Origin of the sequence: Mucilaginibacter sp. (genome assembly GCF_028288105.1) — a bacterium.
Classification (GTDB): Bacteria; Bacteroidota; Bacteroidia; order Sphingobacteriales; family Sphingobacteriaceae; genus Mucilaginibacter.
The window spans coordinates 1-20,576 of the sequence record NZ_JAQBOI010000212.1 but is presented as its reverse complement, the minus strand read 5'-3'; the positions used below and the strand labels follow the sequence as shown (position 1 = coordinate 20,576).

Annotated in this window: 23 protein-coding genes; 13 read left to right on the top strand and 10 right to left on the bottom strand. The window is 44.0% G+C overall.

Annotated elements, in window-relative coordinates:
* Window positions 1-524 (bottom strand): YhcH/YjgK/YiaL family protein (locus tag JWQ85_RS14455; protein WP_299469154.1); only part of this gene is annotated, 524 nt, incomplete at its 3' end.
* A gap of 69 nt (window positions 525-593) precedes the next feature.
* On the opposite strand from JWQ85_RS14455, the gene kduI reads away from it, so the two are divergent.
* The 3 genes from kduI to JWQ85_RS14440 are packed head-to-tail and all read left to right on the top strand — an operon-like array spanning window position 594 to window position 2,867.
* Window positions 594-1,424, top strand: coding sequence for a 5-dehydro-4-deoxy-D-glucuronate isomerase (gene kduI / locus JWQ85_RS14450; protein WP_299469152.1), 831 nt, complete (start codon window positions 594-596; stop codon window positions 1,422-1,424).
* Window positions 1,425-1,428: 4 nt separating this feature from the next.
* Window positions 1,429-2,244 (top strand): SDR family oxidoreductase, encoded by an 816-nt coding sequence (locus tag JWQ85_RS14445; RefSeq protein WP_299469150.1) that lies wholly within the window; start codon window positions 1,429-1,431, stop codon window positions 2,242-2,244.
* Window positions 2,245-2,273: 29 nt separating this feature from the next.
* A complete protein-coding gene (locus JWQ85_RS14440; RefSeq protein ID WP_299469148.1) occupies window positions 2,274-2,867 on the top strand; it encodes a TMEM175 family protein in 594 nt (197 codons plus the stop codon).
* Here JWQ85_RS14440 and JWQ85_RS14435 read toward each other — a convergent pair.
* Window positions 2,864-3,511 carry a YceH family protein gene (locus JWQ85_RS14435; RefSeq protein ID WP_299469146.1) on the bottom strand — a complete coding sequence of 216 codons (648 nt, stop codon included), beginning with the start codon at window positions 3,509-3,511 and terminating at the stop codon, window positions 2,864-2,866. The two genes, JWQ85_RS14440 and JWQ85_RS14435, sit on opposite strands and share 4 nt — an antisense overlap.
* A 63-nt stretch (window positions 3,512-3,574) precedes the next feature.
* On the opposite strand from JWQ85_RS14435, the gene JWQ85_RS14430 reads away from it, so the two are divergent.
* Window positions 3,575-4,384, top strand: a complete 810-nt coding sequence (locus JWQ85_RS14430) for an SDR family oxidoreductase (RefSeq protein ID WP_299469144.1) — start codon at window positions 3,575-3,577, stop codon at window positions 4,382-4,384.
* Between the two features lie 7 nt (window positions 4,385-4,391).
* Here JWQ85_RS14430 and JWQ85_RS14425 read toward each other — a convergent pair whose 3' ends face one another.
* The 8 genes from JWQ85_RS14425 to JWQ85_RS14390 all read right to left on the bottom strand — a co-directional run bounded on the left by JWQ85_RS14425 (window position 4,392) and on the right by JWQ85_RS14390 (window position 13,633).
* Window positions 4,392-4,784 (bottom strand): group III truncated hemoglobin, encoded by a 393-nt coding sequence (locus tag JWQ85_RS14425; RefSeq protein ID WP_299469142.1) that lies wholly within the window; start codon window positions 4,782-4,784, stop codon window positions 4,392-4,394.
* 230 nt (window positions 4,785-5,014) lie between these two features.
* A complete protein-coding gene (locus JWQ85_RS14420) occupies window positions 5,015-5,758 on the bottom strand; it encodes a DUF1080 domain-containing protein (protein ID WP_299469140.1) in 744 nt (247 codons plus the stop codon).
* 10 nt (window positions 5,759-5,768) lie between these two features.
* On the bottom strand, window positions 5,769-7,496 hold the full coding sequence (locus tag JWQ85_RS14415) for a GMC family oxidoreductase (protein ID WP_299469138.1): 1,728 nt from the start codon (window positions 7,494-7,496) through the stop codon (window positions 5,769-5,771).
* A gap of 279 nt (window positions 7,497-7,775) precedes the next feature.
* On the bottom strand, window positions 7,776-8,870 hold the full coding sequence (locus tag JWQ85_RS14410) for a PfkB family carbohydrate kinase (RefSeq protein WP_299469136.1): 1,095 nt from the start codon (window positions 8,868-8,870) through the stop codon (window positions 7,776-7,778).
* A gap of 2 nt (window positions 8,871-8,872) precedes the next feature.
* Window positions 8,873-9,607: a 6-phosphogluconolactonase gene (locus JWQ85_RS14405; protein WP_299469134.1), complete on the bottom strand. Its 735-nt coding sequence runs from the start codon at window positions 9,605-9,607 to the stop codon at window positions 8,873-8,875.
* Between the two features lie 4 nt (window positions 9,608-9,611).
* Complete coding sequence (locus JWQ85_RS14400) at window positions 9,612-10,703, bottom strand: Gfo/Idh/MocA family oxidoreductase (protein ID WP_299469132.1); 1,092 nt, start codon at window positions 10,701-10,703, stop codon at window positions 9,612-9,614.
* Between the two features lie 13 nt (window positions 10,704-10,716).
* Window positions 10,717-12,948, bottom strand: coding sequence for a glycoside hydrolase family 3 N-terminal domain-containing protein (locus tag JWQ85_RS14395; RefSeq protein WP_299469130.1), 2,232 nt, complete (start codon window positions 12,946-12,948; stop codon window positions 10,717-10,719).
* A gap of 1 nt (window position 12,949) precedes the next feature.
* A complete protein-coding gene (locus JWQ85_RS14390; protein ID WP_299469128.1) occupies window positions 12,950-13,633 on the bottom strand; it encodes a GDSL-type esterase/lipase family protein in 684 nt (227 codons plus the stop codon).
* Window positions 13,634-14,183: 550 nt separating this feature from the next.
* Between JWQ85_RS14390 and JWQ85_RS14385 the strand changes: the two genes are divergently transcribed.
* From JWQ85_RS14385 to JWQ85_RS14345, 9 genes are all read left to right on the top strand, one after another.
* Window positions 14,184-14,657 (top strand): inorganic diphosphatase, encoded by a 474-nt coding sequence (locus JWQ85_RS14385; protein ID WP_299469126.1) that lies wholly within the window; start codon window positions 14,184-14,186, stop codon window positions 14,655-14,657.
* Window positions 14,658-14,741: 84 nt separating this feature from the next.
* On the top strand, window positions 14,742-15,182 hold the full coding sequence (locus tag JWQ85_RS14380) for a MerC domain-containing protein (protein ID WP_299469124.1): 441 nt from the start codon (window positions 14,742-14,744) through the stop codon (window positions 15,180-15,182).
* Between the two features lie 31 nt (window positions 15,183-15,213).
* Window positions 15,214-15,666 carry a Fur family transcriptional regulator gene (locus JWQ85_RS14375; RefSeq protein WP_299469122.1) on the top strand — a complete coding sequence of 151 codons (453 nt, stop codon included), beginning with the start codon at window positions 15,214-15,216 and terminating at the stop codon, window positions 15,664-15,666.
* A 131-nt stretch (window positions 15,667-15,797) separates the two neighbouring features.
* Entirely contained in the window at window positions 15,798-16,619 is an 822-nt protein-coding gene (locus tag JWQ85_RS14370) for an N-acetylmuramoyl-L-alanine amidase (RefSeq protein WP_299469120.1), read from the top strand.
* 118 nt (window positions 16,620-16,737) lie between these two features.
* Window positions 16,738-17,436 carry an HAD family hydrolase gene (locus JWQ85_RS14365; protein ID WP_299469118.1) on the top strand — a complete coding sequence of 233 codons (699 nt, stop codon included), beginning with the start codon at window positions 16,738-16,740 and terminating at the stop codon, window positions 17,434-17,436.
* Window positions 17,436-18,284: a phosphoribosyltransferase family protein gene (locus JWQ85_RS14360; protein WP_299469116.1), complete on the top strand. Its 849-nt coding sequence runs from the start codon at window positions 17,436-17,438 to the stop codon at window positions 18,282-18,284. Before JWQ85_RS14365 ends, JWQ85_RS14360 begins: the two co-directional genes overlap by 1 nt.
* Entirely contained in the window at window positions 18,274-18,828 is a 555-nt protein-coding gene (locus tag JWQ85_RS14355; protein ID WP_256538025.1) for a TerD family protein, read from the top strand. The genes JWQ85_RS14360 and JWQ85_RS14355 overlap by 11 nt, the downstream gene beginning before the upstream one ends.
* A gap of 12 nt (window positions 18,829-18,840) precedes the next feature.
* Window positions 18,841-19,455, top strand: coding sequence for a TerD family protein (locus JWQ85_RS14350; protein WP_299469113.1), 615 nt, complete (start codon window positions 18,841-18,843; stop codon window positions 19,453-19,455).
* A gap of 130 nt (window positions 19,456-19,585) precedes the next feature.
* Window positions 19,586-20,576, top strand: a 991-nt coding sequence (locus JWQ85_RS14345) for a toxic anion resistance protein (RefSeq protein ID WP_299469111.1), incomplete at its 3' end; no start/stop codon positions are given.

Here is a 20,576-nt window from a genome sequence, read left to right as displayed (position 1 = left end):
AATATGAAAAAGTTATTGGGTGTTGCCGTATAAAACTTTCCGTTGGTATAGTAATTTTCTACATCTTTTGTTTCATCGTAAGGCTTGGTCACTTTTAAAACATCAACAGTAACAATCCCTATCTTTTCTTTCCCTTTTATCACATAATGCAGGTCGGCATATTTTCTGTGGCCTTCCCAGCCCGCAGTGTCCAGTTGCTTTGGTGCGCCTTCGGTTATAATTGCATAAACATTATCACCGTCAATAGGGTATTTGCCAGGTGCCATCATCTGTAGGTTGCGGTCGTGTATAAAAGCGGCTGCTTTATCCCATGCTGCTTTATTTGTTTCGTATTGTTTGGCAAAGGCAATTACATCAGCAGGCTTATGCGCTTTTATTTTTGACCCGATTGCAAGGGCATAGCTATTATATAATTCGTTCGCGTTTTTATCAGTCCATTTAGTTTGCTGCGCTATGCAAAGGCTGTTTGTAAGTAAAAATGTAATTAGCAGGCACAGGTTTTTGTATGCTGATAAATGTTTCATAGTTTAGATTTTATAAAGGGTGCCTTCACAGGCTGGTTTGTTAAAGCATAAATATAAAAAATATCTGCCTTGAAAGTATTACAAAGTGTACATCCCGAAGATTTTAAAACCTACCAAACCGAAAAGATAAGGGAGAGGTTTTTAATGGATAAGCTGGTACAGCCAAACCAGATAAACCTGGTTTATACCCATTACGACAGGATGGTGATCGGGGCAGCTAACCCAACGACCGAAAAAATAACCTTACCAAATTATCCAAACCTGCGTGCCGAATATTTTTTAGAACGCAGGGAAATAGGAATTATTAACGTTGCCGGTGATGGCGAGGTAACTGCCGATGGGCAAACCTATGCAGTAAATAAACTGGATTGCCTGTACATAGGTAAGAGCGTTAAGGAAGTTAGTTTTTCAAGTAAGGATGCCGCGCAGCCCGCAGTATTCTACATATTGTCAGCACCGGCTCATGCCACGTACCCCACCACAAGAATGGGGCACAGCGAGGCCGCAAAAGTAAATGCAGGTACTACCTCAATGGCTAATGTGCGTGTGATAAATAAATATATCCATGCCGAAGGCATACAAAGCTGCCAGCTGGTTATGGGCCTTACTGTTTTGAGCGAGGGTAGCGTATGGAACACCATGCCGCCGCATGTACATGACAGGCGAATGGAAGCTTATTTTTATTTTGACTTACCTGCCGGGCAACGGATATTTCATTACATGGGCGAGGGGCAGGATACCCGGCATATTGTAATGGATAATTACGAAGCTGTAGTTTCGCCACCATGGAGTATCCATGCGGGTAGTGGCACGGCCACTTATAGTTTTATTTGGGGCATGGCCGGCGAAAATTTAGATTATACCGATATGGATGCAATTGCGATAACTGATATTAAATAACATTATGAACAATATATATTCATTAGCCGACAAAGTTATAGTAGTAACAGGCGGTACGGGTATTTTAGGTAATTCATTTGTGAATGGTATTGTTGAAGCCGGTGGTGCGGTAGGTATATTAGGCCGCAACAGGCAGATTGCCGAAGAAAGAGCGGATGCCATTAACCAAAATGGGGGTAAAGCACTGGCTTTGGTGGCGGATGCCATGAACGAGGCCGAATTGATAGCTGCCAGAACCTTACTGCTTGATAAATTTGGCAGGTTAGATGGACTTGTAAATGCCGCCGGCGGTAACATGCCCGAGGGTGTACTACAACCCGAAGAGGATATTTTTTCGATGAAATTAGAGGGGATGAAGAAAGTGACCGACCTGAACCTTTGGGGCACGCTTATCCCTACACAAGTGTTCGGCGAAGCTATTGCTAAAACAGGGAAGGGCAGTATTGTGAATATCTCTTCCATGAACTCCAAAAGGGCCATTACAAAAGTGTTGGGTTATAATATGGGTAAGGCCGCGGTTGACTGCTATACACAGTGGTTTGCGGTAGAGTTGGCAAACCGTTATGGTGATGCTATCCGTATGAATGCTTTAGCCCCCGGATTTTTCCTGACCGAACAGAACAGGAACTTGTTAACCACCCCGGATGGTGGCTACACTACACGCGGCGAACTGGTTATCAAAAATACGCCGTTTAAACGTTTCGGCCACCCGGATGAACTGATCGGCGCACTGGTTTGGCTGCTTAGCGATGCCTCGGCATTTGTAACCGGGTCAATGATCTGCGTAGATGGCGGGTTCTCTATATTTGGCGGCGTATAAATCAACACAACTTAAAAAGAAGTATAAGGATGAGTAAAGGACGGTTAGAGGCGTTTAGTGATGGTGTTATTGCTATCATTATCACCATTATGGTGTTGGAACTTAAGGTGCCGCACGATGCCAGCTGGGAAGCTTTACGCCACCTTGGGCCGGTGTTTCTGAGCTATGTGCTCAGCTTTATTTATGTGGGTATATATTGGAATAACCACCACCATATGCTGCATGCGGCTAAGTCGGTAAATGGGGCGATACTTTGGGCTAATATGCACCTGTTATTTTGGCTATCGCTGATACCATTCGTAACTGCCTGGATGGGCGAGAATCATTTTGCCCAGTGGCCGGTGATATGTTACGGAGCCGTATTAGCAATGAACGGTATAGCTTACACTATATTGGCAAAATTACTTATTCGCCATCACGGCGAAAACTCCCTCATCGCACGTGCTGTGGGTAATGATACAAAGGGTAAACTATCGGTTGGTATCTACTCGGCAGCTATAGTAGTAGCATTTGTACATTCATGGCTGGCACTTGCTATGTACATACTGGTAGCCTGTATGTGGTTTATTCCCGACAGGCGCATAGAAACCAAAATAAACCAGGAAACTAATTATCGCGATTAACTTAACTCTTTCATCAGGCTATCAAAAGCTTTTTTTAACTCGGCCAGTTCGGTTTCAACCTTGCTCAGACGTTCTTCCAGTTCAGATGTAGATGCGCGGCGTGATGGTTCATCCTGTGTATCATCTTCAACAATAGTTCCGCCTAAAAGATGACGGTAGCGTACTTCTTTTTGCCCGGGGCGTTTAGGTAACTGCAATACGTAAGGCATGTCGCCGCCTGCCAGTTTTTCCAGCATAGCCTGTACCTCGTCCAGATCTTCAAACTCGTATAACCTGCCCGAATTGGTGTTGATCTCGCCCGGCGTTTGCGGCCCGCGAAGTATTAAAAGGCATATTACCGCTACTTCTGATGGCACTACAGGGAATACAATACCAAAATTATGCTTGTACTTTGTAGCTCTGCTGCTTCCGCCTGTTGCTGTAGATATCAGCCCTTTGCGCTTTAGCGTATCCAGCGCAAGCATTACCGTGTTCTCGTCATAATCAACTACCGGCCTGCGGGCAGTTTTCTGGTTACAGGCAGCGGTAAGTCCGTTGAGGGTCATGGGGTAATAATCTGGTGTGGTTTTGCTTTTTTCCATCAGCGAACCCAGTACCCTTAATTCGGTATCGGTTAAAACAGGTAAAGTTTGCGGAGTATCCATGCACAAATATAACATTGGTTTTTGTTTTAGTGTTCCATTTCAGCTCGTTATCTTCGCTCAAATATGACGGTTAGTATTTTAGGTTGTGGATGGTATGGAATGGCGCTGGCAAAAACGCTTGTAGCCAATGGCGTCACGGTTAATGGATCCACCACATCTGCAGATAAACTGGCAACCCTTACAGCGGAAGGCATCAACCCCTTTCTTATTAATCTATCAGCCGATCATACAGATTACGATCCTCAGTTTTTTGCCTGCGATGTATTGGTGATCTCTATCCCACCCAAAAGCCGTTCGGGCGAAGGGGCAGAATATGTGCCAAAATTACAGCGTGTTCTTGGTGCTATCCATCAGCATGAAGTTAAAAAGGTTATTCTTATCAGCTCTACAGGGGTATATGCCGATCAGAATAAAGAAGTAAACGAACTAACCGATCCTAAACCGGATACTGCTTCGGGCGTAATACTTTTTGAAGCGGAGGAACTATTCAGGCAGCAAACCGCTTTTAAAACCACCATTATCCGTTTCGGTGGATTGATTGGCCCCGGCCGTGATCCGGGCAGGTTCTTCGCCGGAAAGAAGGACATACCAAATGGCCAGGCACCGGTTAATATGATCCACCAGGACGATTGCGTTGGACTTACGCTGGCCATATTGGACAAAGATGCCTTCGGCTATACATTTAATGCATGTACACCACATCACCCCCCAAAATTTGCATTTTATACGCAGGCCGCCGCTAAATCTGGATTGATTTTGCCTGATTTTTTACCGGAGTTGAAGGAATGGAAAATTATATCGAGCCTGAGTGTAGAAAGCGTACTGGGGTACCAGTATCAAATAGAAAATTGGTACGATTGGTTCGCCCTCTAATAACAGGCTATAAAATATTCAGCGGGTTATTTTTGAAGTATTCTATTTTGGCCATAAACATGGTTGCCATTTTACCTGCACGCCATTTTGCTTCGTCGGCTTTTTCGCCGGTGAAAAGTTCGTCTATTGTTTGGGTAAATAGTTCCAACCATTGCGCAAAATGTTCGGGGCCAACAGGTAATTTTGCATGAGGAGGGAAAGGAGCCCCGTTGTAGGTGTACTCCTCCAATAAAACCGTTTGCCAAAAGCGGTACATTTTTTCGAGATGGATAGGCCACCTGTCCTGTATCTGCTCATTAAATATTGGTCCCAGCAATTTATCTGTTTGTATCCTTTGGTAAAAGGTATCAACAAGCAGTTTGATATCGTCAATGGTCAATATTTCCGGGCGGGGTTGCATAAAGCAAAGATAAGGAATAACTTAAAAAAGGTGCAGCAGGTAAGTCCGAAGAAAGTCAATTTGCTACGAAGAGATGTCGAAAAGGTGGAGGCATGAGCGATTCAACCCCTCCCTGCTATTACACATTCCAGCCGCACCCCTCCCCAAGGAGGGATTTGTTACGGAAGGAGATGAAAGACAAACCCCCTCTTTGCGTAGCAGAGAGGGGGTAAAGAATAAGTTAAGTGAAATTATAATTTCTTTATCTCCACATTCCTGAACCATACATCGGCGCCGTGGTCTTGCAAAGCTATGCGGCCTTTTTTGTAGGTGCCAAAGCCGGGCCATTCTTTAAATTTACTGGCGGCAACCAGTTTTTTCCAACTATCATCCCACAGGGTGGTTGATAATACCTTTTCGTCGTTCACTAAAATATCAAGTTTGCCATTGTTGGCTATAACTTCGGTCTTGTTCCATTCGCCGGCTGGTTTTACCACTTCTTTTGATATCGACATCAGGTCGTACAGATCGCCGGCGCGGTGCCTGATAAGCTTGCCATCTTCGTTCTCTTTGTTATCGGCCACTTGTGTTTCGGGGCCGGTTTGCCAAGGATATTTGTATTTGGTGGTATCCTCGTGCACATAAAACATAATGCCGCTATTGCCTGCCCGCGATATCTTCCACTCCACTTTCAGGTCGAAGTTTTCGTACTCATCGTTGGTCACAATATCGCCGCCATCAGCACTTTGCCAGTCGGCTTTTTTAGATGCATCAAGGTGCAGTACGCCGTCTTCCATTTTCCATGATTTGCCAACCGTGCCTTTCCCGTAAGCATGCCAGGCATCTAATGATTTACCGTTAAGCAAGGCTACCCACTCGCCCGGTTTTATTTCCGAGGCGTTAATGCTGTCCTTTGAATTATCCGCTTTCTTTTCAGATGAATTACAAGCGCTCACCGCAATGGCTGCAAGCAATAAAAAAGTTAGTTTTCTCATTAATGTTGTTTTAAAGATTACCTTTTTTGATCTCGTTAACCGCGAAAGTAGCCGCCCTTGCAGTAAGCGCCATATACAGTATCGACGGACTTTGATTACCGGTACTGGTCATACAGGCGCCATCGGTAACAAATACATTTTTGCAGGCGTGCAGCTGGTTATTCGCGTTTAGTAATGATGTTTTTGGGTCTTTACCCATCCGCACACCGCCCATTTCGTGAATGTCCAATCCCGGTGCCTGTTTATTGTTGTATTTGCTGATGTTTTTAACACCTGCTTTCTCTAACATTTCGGCGGTTTGGTTCAGAAAATCTTCCGTCATCAGATCATCGTTGGGATGATACTCAACCGAAGTAACTAACAGCGGGATACCCCACTGATCTTTCTCAGTTTCGCTTAAGCGTACGTGGTTGCTTTCTACCGGTACAGTTTCGCCTTGCAGATAGGCAAATACATGCCACCCGCCCGGTTCGCACAGGTCGTCCTTGTATTGCGCGCCAACTTGTCCGTCCACGCTATCTTGCGGGTGTTGCTCACGATAAGCATTCATAAAGGTGGTGTATCCACCAAAATAATTGGTGTCGCGTTTGTGCAGGTTGCGGTAATTTACCAGTATCAGATCGGTAGGGTTACGGCCGAAATAGTATTTATCTAGGTAACCATCCAATGTGCCGGATACCGAAGCCCGGTAATTATGAAAAGCAACATATTTGCCCAGCATACCACTATCATTACCCAGCCCATTTGGGAACCGGTTTGATTTTGAGTTAAGCAGGATCAGGTTGGTATTTAAGGCCGAGGCATTCATGAATATCACCTTGGCATGATAGTCGATAACTTCTTTAGTATTGGCATCTATGATCCTGACACCGGTTGCCTTGCCCAGTTTTTCATCGTAAATAACCGAGTGCACAACAGAATGCGGGCGCACAGTAAGGTTGCCGGTTTTCTCTGCCCATGGCAGGGTAGAGCTAACCGAACTAAAATAGCCACCAAACGGACAACCACGCATACACATATTGCGTGCCTGGCACTTACCACGACCCTGGTCAAGGTGTACCTGTTGTGGTTCGGTGAGGTGCGCCCAGCGGGCATGCACCAGGTGGCGGTCGGTATAATTTTCTTTTAACGATTGCTTGATATGTTGCAGCGGCACATTCATTTCAAACGGCGGCTGAAACTCGCCATCGGGCATGGCTTCTAAACCATCTTTGCTGCCGCAGATACCGATGAATTTTTCTACATGCGAGTACCATGGCGCAACATCTTTATAGCCTATTGGCCAGCCAATGCCGTAGCCAAAACGCTCTGGCGCGGTAAACTCAAACTCGCTCCAGCGCTGTGTAGCTCGGCCCCAGGTTAATGATTTCCCCCCAACCTGGTAGCCACGGATCCACTCAAAAGGCTTCTCTTGTACGTATGGATGGTCGGCATCTTTAATAAAGAAGTGATCGCAATCATCGCCAAAACCAGCGGCTTTTGTAATGAGCGGGTTCTCTTTATAAAACTCCGCGCTCATGCGCCCGCGGTATTTAAAATCCCACGGGGGGGTGGTAGCTGTTGGGTAATCTTTTAAGTGTTTTACATCGCGGCCACGCTCTAAAACAAGGGTTTTCATTCCCTGTTCGCAAAGCTCTTTGGCAGCCCAGCCACCGCTAATGCCCGAACCAATAACAATAGCATCAAATGTGTTCGCGGCAGTACTGCCCGAATTGGTATCTGGAGAATTTACTGACATGAAGTTTATAATTGTTGGTATTATAAAGATGCAATTATTTTTTTGGAAAAGTAAGCGCCTGCCTCTAAAAACGGCTTTTGAAATCGCCTATGGTGCCATATACAAAGTTTAACAGCAAACATCATTGCCGTCCCATTTATGGGGCAGATAAGGACAATTAGAAATACGGCTTTAGCAGCATTCCTTAAGTTTGGCTAAAGCCTGTTTATGCTTCTTTGTTATCCGTTGACTGAAGTCAACGGCAATGAACTTTATTCTTGTTTGGTTCACTCCAAGCTATTAACTAAAATGGCTGCTTAAAGCCTCAATTCCAGGGCTTTCTCCCGTATTTATATAGATGTTAGATGTAGCATTAGCCATGACCAACGAAGCTTCAACATCCAGCCCCAGCAGTTTACCCATGCAATAACCGGCGTTGAAATTGTCGCCGGCACCGGTCGAGATCTTTGGTTCGGCAATAAAAATGGGTTCGTTTACATACACGCCATCACTATCCCACGCTACCGAAATTTTCGAATTATGGATGATAAGCGTATCGATATTCAGTCGCGTAAAAAGTTTGTTACCTGTTGCCTGCAGGTCGGCAGGAGGAGCGCCGTTAAAGAAGGTGTTATACAGAATATTAGCCTCGTTTCTATTCAGACTAAGCGTTGCTTTACCGTAAGTTCCGAACTGTTCAATAAGCTTTATGGCCGAACTAATGGCCTCGGCACGGCGTTTAGAACAGTCGGAAAGATCAAAGAAAAATTGTTTAGGCTGGTGAATAGCATTATCAGCTAACACATCATCCAGCAGCCCCTGCCAGATATTATTGGAATGGTCCAGCTCGCTCCAGTTTACCAGGCAAATAAGATTGGCACCGGTAAATATTTCCTTTAGCTTTTCAAGGCCGATGGTTTGTTTAATGGTGTTCCAATCAGAACGGTTCAGATCGGTCATTTGAGCCAGCATAATTTTGCCATCGGCAAATTCCATAGCTGTGGTAAACCCTGGGTTGGTAAAGCTGTACAGATTGCAATTGGCATGCATCCCCGCGAAGGCGGGCACAACCGTAGGGACACCAAATGCGCCCACGCAATCTACACCAACACCCATACTCGCGAGCGCGTTAGCCATAATTGGCATATTGCCACCAAGTTTCTGCACCAGTTCTTCGCTCTCTAAACTAAAACCAGAACCGCTTTTGCCGCTGATATAGCCACCAAATTCGCTAATGGTGCGGAAGAAAACCGTACCGGCATCGTCAGATTTGTAGTTAACCACCTTTACAATAGAATCTACAAAGCCATCAAAACCGGCGGCCACTTTTTTATTGGCCAGTAATGCCGGGGCGTTTTGCAAATGCTCTTGTATCTGTTTTAGCTTTTCTTTCATGATCAGGAAGCATGTTCCAGTTGGGATGCAGCATCTTTATCAAGCAATATTACAGCGTTAGCCAGTTTTTGCAGGATAGACGCAGGTATATCTGTAGTTACCGTTCCCTGCAAGCTTTCGTGAATAATAGCTGCCTTTTTTGCACCGGATGCTATCAATACAGCTTTGCCAGCTTCTGACAGATGCCTTAAGCCAAGGGTAATGCCCTCGGTTAGTTTAGTTTCCTGCTGAAAGTATTTTTGGCCAACTTGTACGGTAACCGGATCCAGGGCAGAGTGGTGGGCATATAAGTTAAAATCGGTGCCGGGTTCGTTAAGCCCAAGGTGGCCATTCATACCAATGCCTACCATCATAATATCCAGCCCTCCTTTGCTGCTGATAAAGTTGTTGATCCGCTCGCATTCGGCGTCAAGATCGGCAGCTTTGGCATCAAACAGGGTAACGTTGGCTAATTTGGTGTTCAGTTTATCAAAAAAGTTATGCTTCAGATAGTATTTACAGCTGCCTACGTCGTTCTCGTCCATGCCTACCCATTCATCCAAACCAACAAAGTGGCATTGGCTCAGGTCTATTTTGCCTTCGTTCGCCCATTCTACCAGATAATTTAATGTGCCGGTAGGTGAATCGCCCGAGGGGACACATAATACAGAGGCTGGCTTTTCTGCCAGTTGTTGTGCAACCAGTTCGGCTGCCGCTTTCGACATAGCGTCGTACGTATCGTATATTGCTATTTTCATGATTTTAGTCTTGTTTTGCGTTAAGCCACAGGTCAATGGGGCGGTCTACTTTTGGGTGGAATGGCAGGCTTATCTTTTTACCCTGCCCTGCCGATGCGTAGGCTGCGTACAGCATTTCCAGCACAGCGCGGCCATCTTCGCCGGTTACCAGCGGGGTTTTATCTTCGCGCACGCATTCAATAAAGTGTTTTAATTCGTGCGGGTAGCCCTGGTTAAATACTTCCTCAAAAATGGTGAAACTCCATCCTGCAGAGGTGTCGGCCTTTTCCATGGCATAGCCATATCCTTCGCGACTGTAAGTTAGAGCCGAGCTACCCATAAACAGATCGGCATAAATAACGCCGCCTTTGCCATAGATCTCGCAGCGGTCATCCATACCACCGTGTTTGGCCCAGCTATCCTCAGCAACGCAGGTAACACCATTTTCAAACTCAACAATCACCACAGCATTATCTTCCCCCTTAGTGCGGCCGCCGTGTAAAACGGTATCCATAGTAGCGTACACACTTTTCACCTTTGCGTTGCCCAGCATCCAACGGAACCAGCCCATAGCATGGCAGCCCATATCCATGAGTACGCCGCCACCGGCCAGGTTAATATCATAGAACCAGTCGGTATGCGGGCCCGAGTGCTTTTCGGCTTGTTTAAGCATGTACACTTCGCCAACAGCGCCTTCTTTTACCACCTGCCTTGCACGCTCATACTTTGGCGCGAAGCAAAGTTCTTCGGCATACATCAGCTTTACGTTATTGGCCTTGCAAGCGGCGATCATATCGTCGGCTTCTTCTAAAGTAACAGCCAGTGGTTTTTCAATAATGACGTGCTTGCTTGCGTTGGCCGCTTTGATAGTTGCCCCTGCATGCAGATAGTTAGGTATGCAAATGTCTATCACCTCGCAATCAGTTTGGGCTAATAGCTGGTCTATATCATCAAAATATGCGGGGATGTGGTGCTTTTCGGCAAAGGCTTTGGCTTTATCCAGGTTACGGGCGTAAACCGCTACGATCTCGGCCTCGGGGATAAAGCGATGGTACGATTCTATGTGAATGTCTGATATAAATCCTGCGCCCAAGATGGCAACTTTAGTTCTTGTCATGGTGTAATAGGTATTAGTTTGTTAGCTGAAAGCTTTTCTCCAGTTTAATATTGTTTGATGCCGCGCCTATCATTACTTTAAACTCGCCCGGTTGTGTAATACGTTCCAGGCTATCATTATAAAAAGCCAGCTTTTCTTTGTCGATGATAAAAGTGATCCGTTTGGTTTCGCCCGGGGCAAGCATTACTTTCTTAAAGTCCTTTAGCTCCTTAATGGGCCTTAAAGGTTGTGCCACCATATCGCGAATGTACAGCTGTGCAATTTCTTCGCCCGCTACTTTGCCCGTGTTTTGCAAATCGAAGGACACCGTAAGCGTTTCGGTTTTTTTGATGGTTGTTTTACTGATGCTGATATTGCTGTACCCGAATGTAGTATAGCTTAGACCATAGCCAAAAGCGTATTGCGGCGTGTTTGGCAGGTCGATATAAGACGAGCGGTAAAAAGTGTCGTTATCACCTTGCGAAGGCCTGCCGGTGTTGAGATAGTTATAATAAATAGGAATTTGTCCCTCGCTGCGCGGAAAGGTCATGGGTAGTTTGCCTGCGGGATTATAGTTACCAAACAGCACATCGGCTACCGAGTTACCCATTTGGCTGCCCAGCCACCAGGCATAAACAATGGCAGGGGCGTGGGCGGCTGTCCAGTTAAATACCATTGGCCTGCCCGCCATTAACAGCACCACTACAGGTTTGCCAGTTGCCACAATGGCTTTTATCAGATCTTCCTGTACACCGGGGATATGGATATTGGCCTTGCTGCGTGCCTCGCCGGTCATGAATATGTTTTCGCCAACAGCCATAACCACAACATCGGCTTTTTTTGCGGTTTCTACGGCTTCTGTAAAATCAACGCTTACGCTATCGGTTACCTTGCAACCTTCGGCGTAAAGCAATTTGGCATTTGGTGCCTGCTTTTGGATACCCTCGTAGATAGATACTACATTTTCATTGGGGTCTACATCGGTTGACCATGCACCTTTCAGATCCCACTTAGCCTTACCCAGTGGCCCTATCAGCGCAATGGTTTTAAAATCTTTGCTAAGCGGAAGTATTTGTTTTTCGTTTTTTAACAACACAATACTTTTGCGGCCCATATCTCTCGCGGCTTCTATGTTTTCTGGCTGGTTCATGGTCGCCTTTTCGCGCGCCGGATTAATAAATTTATAGGGATCATCAAATAATCCCATTTCAAACTTTTTAGTAAGGACACGTCTTACCGCATCGTTAACCAGGCTAATATTTACCTTGCCATCCTTAACCAATTTAGCCAGGTTGCCAATGTAGGCACGGCTTTCCATATCCATATCGTTACCGGCTTTTATGGCAACTTCGGCAGCTTCGTAATTATCTTTCACAAAACCATGCGGGATCATTTCGCCGATGGAGTTCCAATCGCTCACAACAAAACCCTTAAAGCCCCATTTACCTTTTAATATATCGCGCTGAAGATAGCTGCTACCGGTTGCCGGTGTGCCGTTTAAATCGTTAAACGAGTTCATGAAGGTTGCTGCGCCTGCATCTAAAGCAGCTTTAAAAGGAGGGAGGTAAGTTTCCCATAGGGCGCGTTTGCTCATATCCACGCTGTTATAATCGCGGCCGCCAACAGCAGCGCCATATGCCGCGAAATGTTTTACGCAAGCCATTACCGCATCAATATTACCCAGGCCTTTCCCCTGGAAACCTTTAACACGCGCTTTTGCTATTAGCGATCCCAAATAAGTATCCTCACCGGCGCCTTCCATTACACGGCCCCAGCGTGGGTCGCGGGCAATATCAACCATTGGGGCAAATGTCCAGTGAATACCCGCGGCAGCGGATTCGGTAGCGGCTACACGTGCCGAACGTTCCATGGCTTCCAAATCCCAGCTTGCAGCCTCGGCCAGCGGAATAGGGAAGGTAATGCTATAACCATGTATTACATCCTGCCCAAAAAGCAGCGGGATCTTTAACCGTGATTGCATAGCGGCTTCCTGGAAAGTGCGGGTATGATTTGTGCCCATGATATTAAGTACCGAACCTACTTTACCCTGTTTTATCGCATCAAGCTTATTGCCCACATCTTTGGTGACTGGTCCGGTTGCCGCCCAATCGCCATTGTATTGGTTAAGCTGACCAATCTTTTCATCCAGTGTCATTTTGCTGAGCAATGCCTCTACTTTGGCGGCAATAGTTTTTTGCTGCGCGAAGGATGGCGTAAGGCAAAAAGCTAAGGACGAAACAAGGAGTAAACCGCGTAATATTTTCATGTTACAGATATTTCATTTTTTTAAGATAAGCTACCCAAACTGTATAAGCTTCGGGTTTTAGATGCAGGCCTTCGTAGGTGTATTTTGCATCCAAGCGGTTTTGCGCATCAACAAACAGGGGCTGCAAATTAATGTAGGTATAACCCATACTTATGGCATTTTCTTTAAGCATGGCATTTACCCGGGGGATATGCTCGCCCTTATCATAATGCTGCGGAAAGTTTTTTATAGTAGGGTTTAGCGGCAAAATGCTTTGCACATAAATTGTGGTAGCGGGGCTTTTTTCCTTTACCTGTTTTATGATCTTGAAATAGTTATAAGTGATAACAGAATCGGGGATATCCTTGCCAATATCATTTATCCCCAGCAAAATAAAAAGCTTTTTTGGCTGGCGGTTAATTATGTCGTCAAGTCGTTTAAGCACGCCGTAGGTAATATCGCCGCCAATGCCGCGGTTTACTACGGTGGTATCGTTCAGTAGTTTAGTCCAGTTACCCATTTCGGTAATGCTGTTGCCCAAAAAGATAATGCCGCCTTTTATTACCGGTTGCTTTTTGAAAACCTCCAGGCGCTCAATAGTATGATTAGGGATGAAAGGGATAGTATCAAACAGACTTTGATTTGATGGCCTTTTTTGTGCAAACGCAAAAACAGGCAGCAGCAACAACAGCAAAATGTATTTCATAATTTGTTTACTTGGCGGTTAAAAATACAATAATTGTATGAACCATGATTAAATGGATTTATGAGTTTTTTTATTGTAATCATCTTCCGTGCGAGGTGCGAAGCGATCTACCGATAGGCAACCACCCATACCGTCATGCCGAATTTATTTCGGCATTTCTCATGATAGGTGTGCGCTAAACATCGGCCCGCTCATTCGCCGCGGAACGGCTTCTTCTTTTTCCTTGATGAAAAAGAAGCAAAAAATCAAGTCGGCAAAAAGGCTTCTCTGCCGCACCGGGCCTTTGCCCCGCAAACCGGGCAGAACCACGGGCTGGAATCTTTTGCCCTACTGCGTTCCCTCTTGGCCCCCGCTTCTGCAAAATTTCCTATGCCCTGCCACGCTCAAGGCCACCATTGTTCTGCCCGTTTTCGCCCGAAGCTGTTTTGCCGACATGGGGAAAAAGAAATCCTGTCAATCGTATAATACTGTAAATCTCGGTTCAGACTTTATATCACCTCAAACACTACACTCAAAACTATTGTTAGTAAACAAAATTCAACCCAATTAAATGGAACCTATTACTGTAATTATAGAAACCCCAAAGGGGAGTGGCCATAAGTACGATTATGAGCCAGAGTTAAAATGCTTTAAGCTGAAAAAAGTATTACCGGTGGGTTTGGTGTTTCCGTTTGATTTTGGGTTTATACCGGGTACCAAAGGCGGTGATGGCGATCCGCTGGATGTTATTGTAATATCTGAAATTGCCACCTTCCCGGGTTGTTGTATGGATTGCCGCGTAATTGGAGCCATTAAAGTAAACCAAACCGAACGCGATGGCAGTACTATGCGTAACGACCGCTATTTTGTTGTGCCCACGGTATCGCAATTGTTTAAAGAGGTAAGTTCGCTGGTACAACTGCCCAATGGTATTGTAAACCAGTTGGAAAGTTTTTTTAAAAACTATAATGAGCAGGCCGGTAAAAAGTTTGAAGTAATTGAAAGGGTAAATGCCGAAGAGGCTTATAAAATGATCAAAGTGTAATTAAATAACCTTGCGGGCCGTTCTCTTTACAAACCGCAAACATTTCTAAATACAATAATGTTGCATTTGTATTATCTTTGCACCATGATCTCACGATTAAAAGCTATAAAACTGGATAACGTAGGAATGACAGCGTCAACATTATGCGCTATACATTGCGCGGCGGTGCCTGTGTTTTTTACCAGTTTACCCCTAATAGGGCTTGGTTTTTTGGCTAACCCCTGGGTAGAGTGGATTATGATCATCATAGCCCTTGTGGTGGGGATCTCATCTATCGGTAATTCTTATTTTAAAGAGCATCACCGCATTTTGCCTTTGGCTTTATTAATTGGCGGCTTTATAACTATCATTATTGGCCACTTGTTTATAACAGGCTGGGTAGAGGCAATTGTTGTACCCATAGGTGGATTTATGATAGCGACAGCGCATTTTGTGAATTATAAATATGCGGGTACATGCAAAGCGGGTGATAGCTTTTTTCACCTGAAGCATGCACACGACCATGACGAACAAAAGGCCGCTTAATTAATTATTTGTTTGGTTTGACTATAGTATAATGGCACAAGTAAAAAATAACTACCAGTTTGAAGATATGCTGCAGAAGCATAATCTTAAAAAAACTGCCCCGCGGTTAAGGGTACTGTCCATGATGTATTCAAAAAATACGGCCACCTCACAACCTGATCTGGAGAGTGTGATGAACGATATTGACAGGGTTACCCTCTATCGCATCTTAAATGTTTTTGAGGAAAAAGGCATCATCCATAAAGTTTTCGACCTTAATGGCACGGCTAATTACGCGGTTTGCCATTCAGACTGCCAGGAAAACCACCACCACGACGAACACCTGCATTTTAACTGTACAGCATGTAAAAATGTTTACTGCTTAAATGAACTGAATATACCAAAGCTGACCCTGCCGGCCGGGTTTGAACCACAGGCTTTTACAATATATGCATCAGGCCTTTGCCCTAAATGCAGTAAAAAGGGCACGGCAAAAACTAATTAACTTATTGCAACTACATTGCTTTGTTTTAGTGTTAATCTATAATGAGTTACTATAGTCCAACAAATAATAGGTATAATTATTTTTGCAGACTAATACACTGATAGTTAAATTCGCGTTCCCTAATAATATAAATGGATCAAAAATATTTAAGACTGATATTTACTTTCAGCGCTTTATCTTTCTACATACTGCTGTGCTCGTTCACGCCTGCTGCAGATACTATAAAAAGCACGGGCTTTAAAATCAAGACGGTTATTATTGATGCCGGGCATGGTGGTAAAGATGGCGGTGCACACGGCGCTTTTTCACACGAAAAAAATGTTACGCTTGCCATAGCCCAAAAATTGCAGGCTGCTATCCAGGCGCAATTACCAGATCTGGCAACTGTTATGACCCGTACCGATGATACCTTTATTGAACTAAACAGGCGATCTGCCATTGCTAATAAAGCGCAGGGTAACCTTTTCATATCTATACACTGTAATTCATCTGCCGAGGGGAATGCCTATCGTGAGCATAAGCAAAACGGTGTAATGCTGTTGGTTTATGGGTTACACCGGGTAAAAGAGCAGCTGGAAGCCATGCGCGAAAACGCGTCCATCCTCATAGAAAAAGATTACCAGGAGAAATACCAGGCCTTAGATGCAACAGACCCTGCAAACGCCATTATCCTGGATGCGTTTACCAAAAAATACCGCAAGCAAAGCATCAAGTTTGGCGAGCTGCTAAACCAGGAGTTTACCGAAACAGATGGCCGCTCCTCGCTTGGGGTACGCGAACAAGGCTTATACGTGCTGGCCAACAGCGCCATGCCGGCTGTATTAATAGAAACGGGTTTTATCAATAACCCCGATGAAGAAACGTTTCTAAATTCGGAAGAAGGGCAGCAGCAAATAGTGCAAACCATTATTCGTTCAATAATCGCTTATCGTACCGCGTTAACTATTCAATAAGTTATTTCTTAACATAAACTTTATTGTGGTTTTATAAATTAGTTGCATAAAAGGTATATATTAGATAAAGTTTGGCTCGTCAATTTATGGGCCGGATCTTAAACCGATACATCTACTAATGTCTTATTACCAGCACTATTCGTTTGATCTGTGGTTAACGCTCATCAAATCTGACCCGGAGTTTAAAATACAGCGCGCCCACTTTTTCCATCAAAACTTTAATAATACAGGTAAATCGGTTGATGATATCAGTAAGATATTCAGGCAGGTAGATCTGATGTGCAATGCTGTTAACGAAAAAACAGGGAAGAACATTGATGCCGACGAAATGTACCTGATGGTGATCAGCCTTATTAACGGCGACCGTTTGAATATCGACGATATAGATTATAATGCCCTGCACCTGCAAATGGAGGAGCTGCTGTTCAAATATCCGCCGATGATGTACGCTGATGTAACAATTGAGGTGTTAGAACATCTAAAACAAAAAAGCGGAGCAACTTTTAGTTTGTTGAGCAATACAGGATACATCACCGGGAAAACATTGCGAAAGGTATTAGCGCTTTACGGACTGGATAACTATTTCGATTTTCAGCTATACTCTGACGAGGCAGGCCTGTCAAAACCAAACCATGAATTTTTTAAAGTGATGTTGAATAATATAGATATATGTAATGCGGGTAAAAATATTCCGTTAAATAGTATTATCCATATTGGCGATAACCCTAAAAATGATATAAAACCTGCCAGCGAAACCGGCATCAGTTCCCTGCTTATAAACTCGAACCAGAACACTATTTTAAGCCTTATAAGCTAATGATATCTACCACATATTCTTTACACCATATACATCATGATACCAGCTTTGGCTTTGATGCGGATGATTACAGCCGCTTTAAGTTTGGCGATGGCGCGGTATCTAAAGATTTTGGTACCGCACTGGCCGATGGTTTTATAACCGAATACCTGTCAGATAACCGGGTTACTAAACAAATAGTGGTTATCTCCAGCCCGTACTCGTTTATCCCAACAGCTACTTTCGCCATGAAAGATTGGTTTGTTTATCGCCTTAACCATTGGTTGGCCGAACAAGGTTTACCTGTAGTGCAGGAAACCAAAGTACACCGTACCATTACCTATAAGGAAGACTATGGCGAGCTGAACGCCGAGCAAAGAATGAACCTGATAGGTAACGACCAGTTCCATATCGATAAAGATTTCCTGATGGATAAAACGCTGCTGTTTTTAGATGATATCCGCATTACCGGCAGCCACGAACGCATGATCATGAAAATGGTTAAAGCTTACGGACTAAGCAACGATATACACATGCTGTACTTTGCCGAACTGATCAATACAGACATTCATCCTAATGTAGAGAACTACCTGAATTATCATCATGTAAAATCGATATTTGATTTGGATGGGATAATAAAAAGCGGCAATTTTTGTATTAATACACGTATTGTAAAATACATATTAAACTATAGTTTTGATGGCTTTTGCGTATTCATTGAAAACCAATCTGTAGCGTTTATAACCCAGTTGTATAACATGGCTTTGGGCAACGGATATCACACTATTGAAGCTTATGAGCAAAACCTTAACTTTATAAAAAAACTTTTATTTTTAGATAATTATAAACTAATTCAATATGGCAATTAACCTTCAAAAAGGGCAACGAGAGGCTATTGATGCCCCTAAATTTACTATAGGCTTAGGCTGGGATACCAATACATCATCAACAGGTACAGCTTTTGACCTGGATGCATCAGTTTTTATATTGGGCGATAACAAAAAGATCCTGAGCGACGAGCATTTTGTGTTTTATAACAACCTTAAAACACCCGATGGCGCTGTTGAGCACACTGGTGATAACCTTACCGGTGCCGGCGATGGCGACGATGAGCAAATAAAGATCGACCTTACTGTAATTGACCCCCGCGCTACCGAAATTTGCGTTGTGGTAACCATCCACGAAGCAGAAAGCCGCCGCCAGAATTTTGGCCAGGTAAGAAACTCTTTTGTAAGGGTTTTTGATGCGGCTACCAATACCGATGTTTTAAAATACGAACTGGAAGAGGATTTCTCTATCGAGACTGCTGTTGAATTTGGCCGTATTTACAAACGTGATAACAAATGGAAATTTGAAGCAGTAGGTGCCGGTATGAAAGGCGGCCTGCAAGATTATTTAAATAAATACAACTAAACCTAAAATATAATGGCAATTAATCTTCAAAAAGGGCAGCGTATAAGCCTTGAAAAAAGCAACGGCAGCAAATTGCAAAACGTTTGCGTAGGTATAAACTGGGGCGCTATAGAAAAGAAAGGTTTATTTGGCTTTGGCGGAACTAAAGAAGCAGTTGACCTTGATGCCAGCTGCGCTTTGTTCGACGAGAATAAAAAACTGATGGACGTGGTTTACTTTGGCAACCTAAAATCAAAAGACCAGGCTGTAAGGCACAGCGGTGATGACCTTACCGGTGATATGGGCGGCGACGACGGTTTAGATAACGAGGTAATTACGCTTGACCTTGGTAGCCTTAACCCTGCAGTTAAACACGTTGCTTTTGTGTTGAACAGCTTCAGGGGGCAAGATTTTGGTACCATCCCGTTTGCATCAATCCGCATTTATGAGGGTACACCAAAACGTGTGAACGAAATTTTTGCTACTTATGATATCGCTAACGGTTCAGATTTTAAAGGTCACGTTTCAATGGTGATGGGTGTATTTTATGTTAAAAACGATGAATGGAAATTCAACGCTATTGGCGAGCCTACCAAAGACAGGAAACTGGAAGAAACGGTGAACACTGTGATGCGTAATTATTTATAAACGTAGAGACGCGATACTTCGCGTCTTAATAAATATAATTAATAAAAGGTTTTTCACCGTCCTAAAGCAGACACGAAGTATCGCGTCTCTACATGAAATGTGCTAAACACATATTAAAAAAACAAAACACATGGAAACCAACCTAACCAATGAGGGAGCCGAACCAACCAATGCCACACCGGCAGCAGGTAGTAACACCCCGGTTAAACTTGATAAAGAAGGGAATGTTGACTTAACAAACATTACACCCGATGAAGTAAAAAAATACAGCGAAAAAGGCAAGGACTTAAACCCTGCCGATGTAAACTCTATTTTGAACTATGGTACGGATGTACAAGCCTCGATGGAGCGTTACAGCAATACCTTCCTTACCTCGGTAAGGACGTTCGACTCGGGCGAGGTAGGTACCTTAATTACCGATCTGCTACATGAGTTGAATTATATTGATGTTGACGAACTGGAGCAAAATGCTTTTGTAAGGGTTTTATCGCGCATCCCAATCTTGCGTACCCTGGTTATGGATACCAAAAAAATGTTTGCCAAATATGACCTGGTAGTAAACAATGTTGATAAGATTACCAATAAAATAAAAGCGGGCCGCGTAAATTCTATTAAAGATAATGCATCGCTACAAACCATGTTTGATAGCAATGTAGACTACATCCATCAAATGGAAGAGCTGATCATAGCCGGCCAGTTAAAGTATAAAGAACTTAACGAGCAATTAGCAGTGATGGATGGCAACCCGTCTGCGTACCAGGACTATGAAATTGCCGACCTGCGCGATTATGTGAACCGATTGGATAAACGCCTGGCCGATTTAAAGGTGGTGCGTTTCATTATGTTGCAATCTTTGGCGCAGATCCGTGTGGTGCAAAATAACAATACCACCATTGCTGAGAAGGCCCAGTCGATAGTATCGACCACCATCCCGGTATGGAAAAACCAGCTGACAATTGCTGTAGCGTTAAATAGGCAAAAGGCCAATGTGGAAATGCAGAAAAAGATCTCGGATACCACAAATACCATTTTGCTTAAAAATGCCGAGCTGTTAAAAACAAACAGTATTGATGTTGCCCGCGAAAATGAGAAAACAGTGGTATCTTTGGATACTTTAAAAC

Coding starts and splice junctions, on each gene's coding strand:
- JWQ85_RS14435 (WP_299469146.1), bottom strand. CDS start 3,511: ATGGATACTCCGCAAACTTTACCTGTTTTAACCGATACCGAATTAAGG.
- JWQ85_RS14425 (WP_299469142.1), bottom strand. CDS start 4,784: ATGCAACCCCGCCCGGAAATATTGACCATTGACGATATCAAACTGCTT.
- JWQ85_RS14370 (WP_299469120.1), top strand. CDS start 15,798: ATGGATCAAAAATATTTAAGACTGATATTTACTTTCAGCGCTTTATCT.
- JWQ85_RS14350 (WP_299469113.1), top strand. CDS start 18,841: ATGGCAATTAATCTTCAAAAAGGGCAGCGTATAAGCCTTGAAAAAAGC.
- JWQ85_RS14385 (WP_299469126.1), top strand. CDS start 14,184: ATGGAACCTATTACTGTAATTATAGAAACCCCAAAGGGGAGTGGCCAT.
- JWQ85_RS14440 (WP_299469148.1), top strand. CDS start 2,274: ATGAGTAAAGGACGGTTAGAGGCGTTTAGTGATGGTGTTATTGCTATC.
- JWQ85_RS14410 (WP_299469136.1), bottom strand. CDS start 8,870: ATGAAAGAAAAGCTAAAACAGATACAAGAGCATTTGCAAAACGCCCCG.
- JWQ85_RS14415 (WP_299469138.1), bottom strand. CDS start 7,496: ATGTCAGTAAATTCTCCAGATACCAATTCGGGCAGTACTGCCGCGAAC.
- JWQ85_RS14390 (WP_299469128.1), bottom strand. CDS start 13,633: ATGAAATACATTTTGCTGTTGTTGCTGCTGCCTGTTTTTGCGTTTGCA.
- JWQ85_RS14365 (WP_299469118.1), top strand. CDS start 16,738: ATGTCTTATTACCAGCACTATTCGTTTGATCTGTGGTTAACGCTCATC.
- JWQ85_RS14355 (WP_256538025.1), top strand. CDS start 18,274: ATGGCAATTAACCTTCAAAAAGGGCAACGAGAGGCTATTGATGCCCCT.
- JWQ85_RS14400 (WP_299469132.1), bottom strand. CDS start 10,703: ATGACAAGAACTAAAGTTGCCATCTTGGGCGCAGGATTTATATCAGAC.
- JWQ85_RS14420 (WP_299469140.1), bottom strand. CDS start 5,758: ATGAGAAAACTAACTTTTTTATTGCTTGCAGCCATTGCGGTGAGCGCT.
- JWQ85_RS14405 (WP_299469134.1), bottom strand. CDS start 9,607: ATGAAAATAGCAATATACGATACGTACGACGCTATGTCGAAAGCGGCA.
- JWQ85_RS14395 (WP_299469130.1), bottom strand. CDS start 12,948: ATGAAAATATTACGCGGTTTACTCCTTGTTTCGTCCTTAGCTTTTTGC.
- JWQ85_RS14375 (WP_299469122.1), top strand. CDS start 15,214: ATGGCACAAGTAAAAAATAACTACCAGTTTGAAGATATGCTGCAGAAG.
- JWQ85_RS14360 (WP_299469116.1), top strand. CDS start 17,436: ATGATATCTACCACATATTCTTTACACCATATACATCATGATACCAGC.
- JWQ85_RS14445 (WP_299469150.1), top strand. CDS start 1,429: ATGAACAATATATATTCATTAGCCGACAAAGTTATAGTAGTAACAGGC.
- JWQ85_RS14430 (WP_299469144.1), top strand. CDS start 3,575: ATGACGGTTAGTATTTTAGGTTGTGGATGGTATGGAATGGCGCTGGCA.
- JWQ85_RS14380 (WP_299469124.1), top strand. CDS start 14,742: ATGATCTCACGATTAAAAGCTATAAAACTGGATAACGTAGGAATGACA.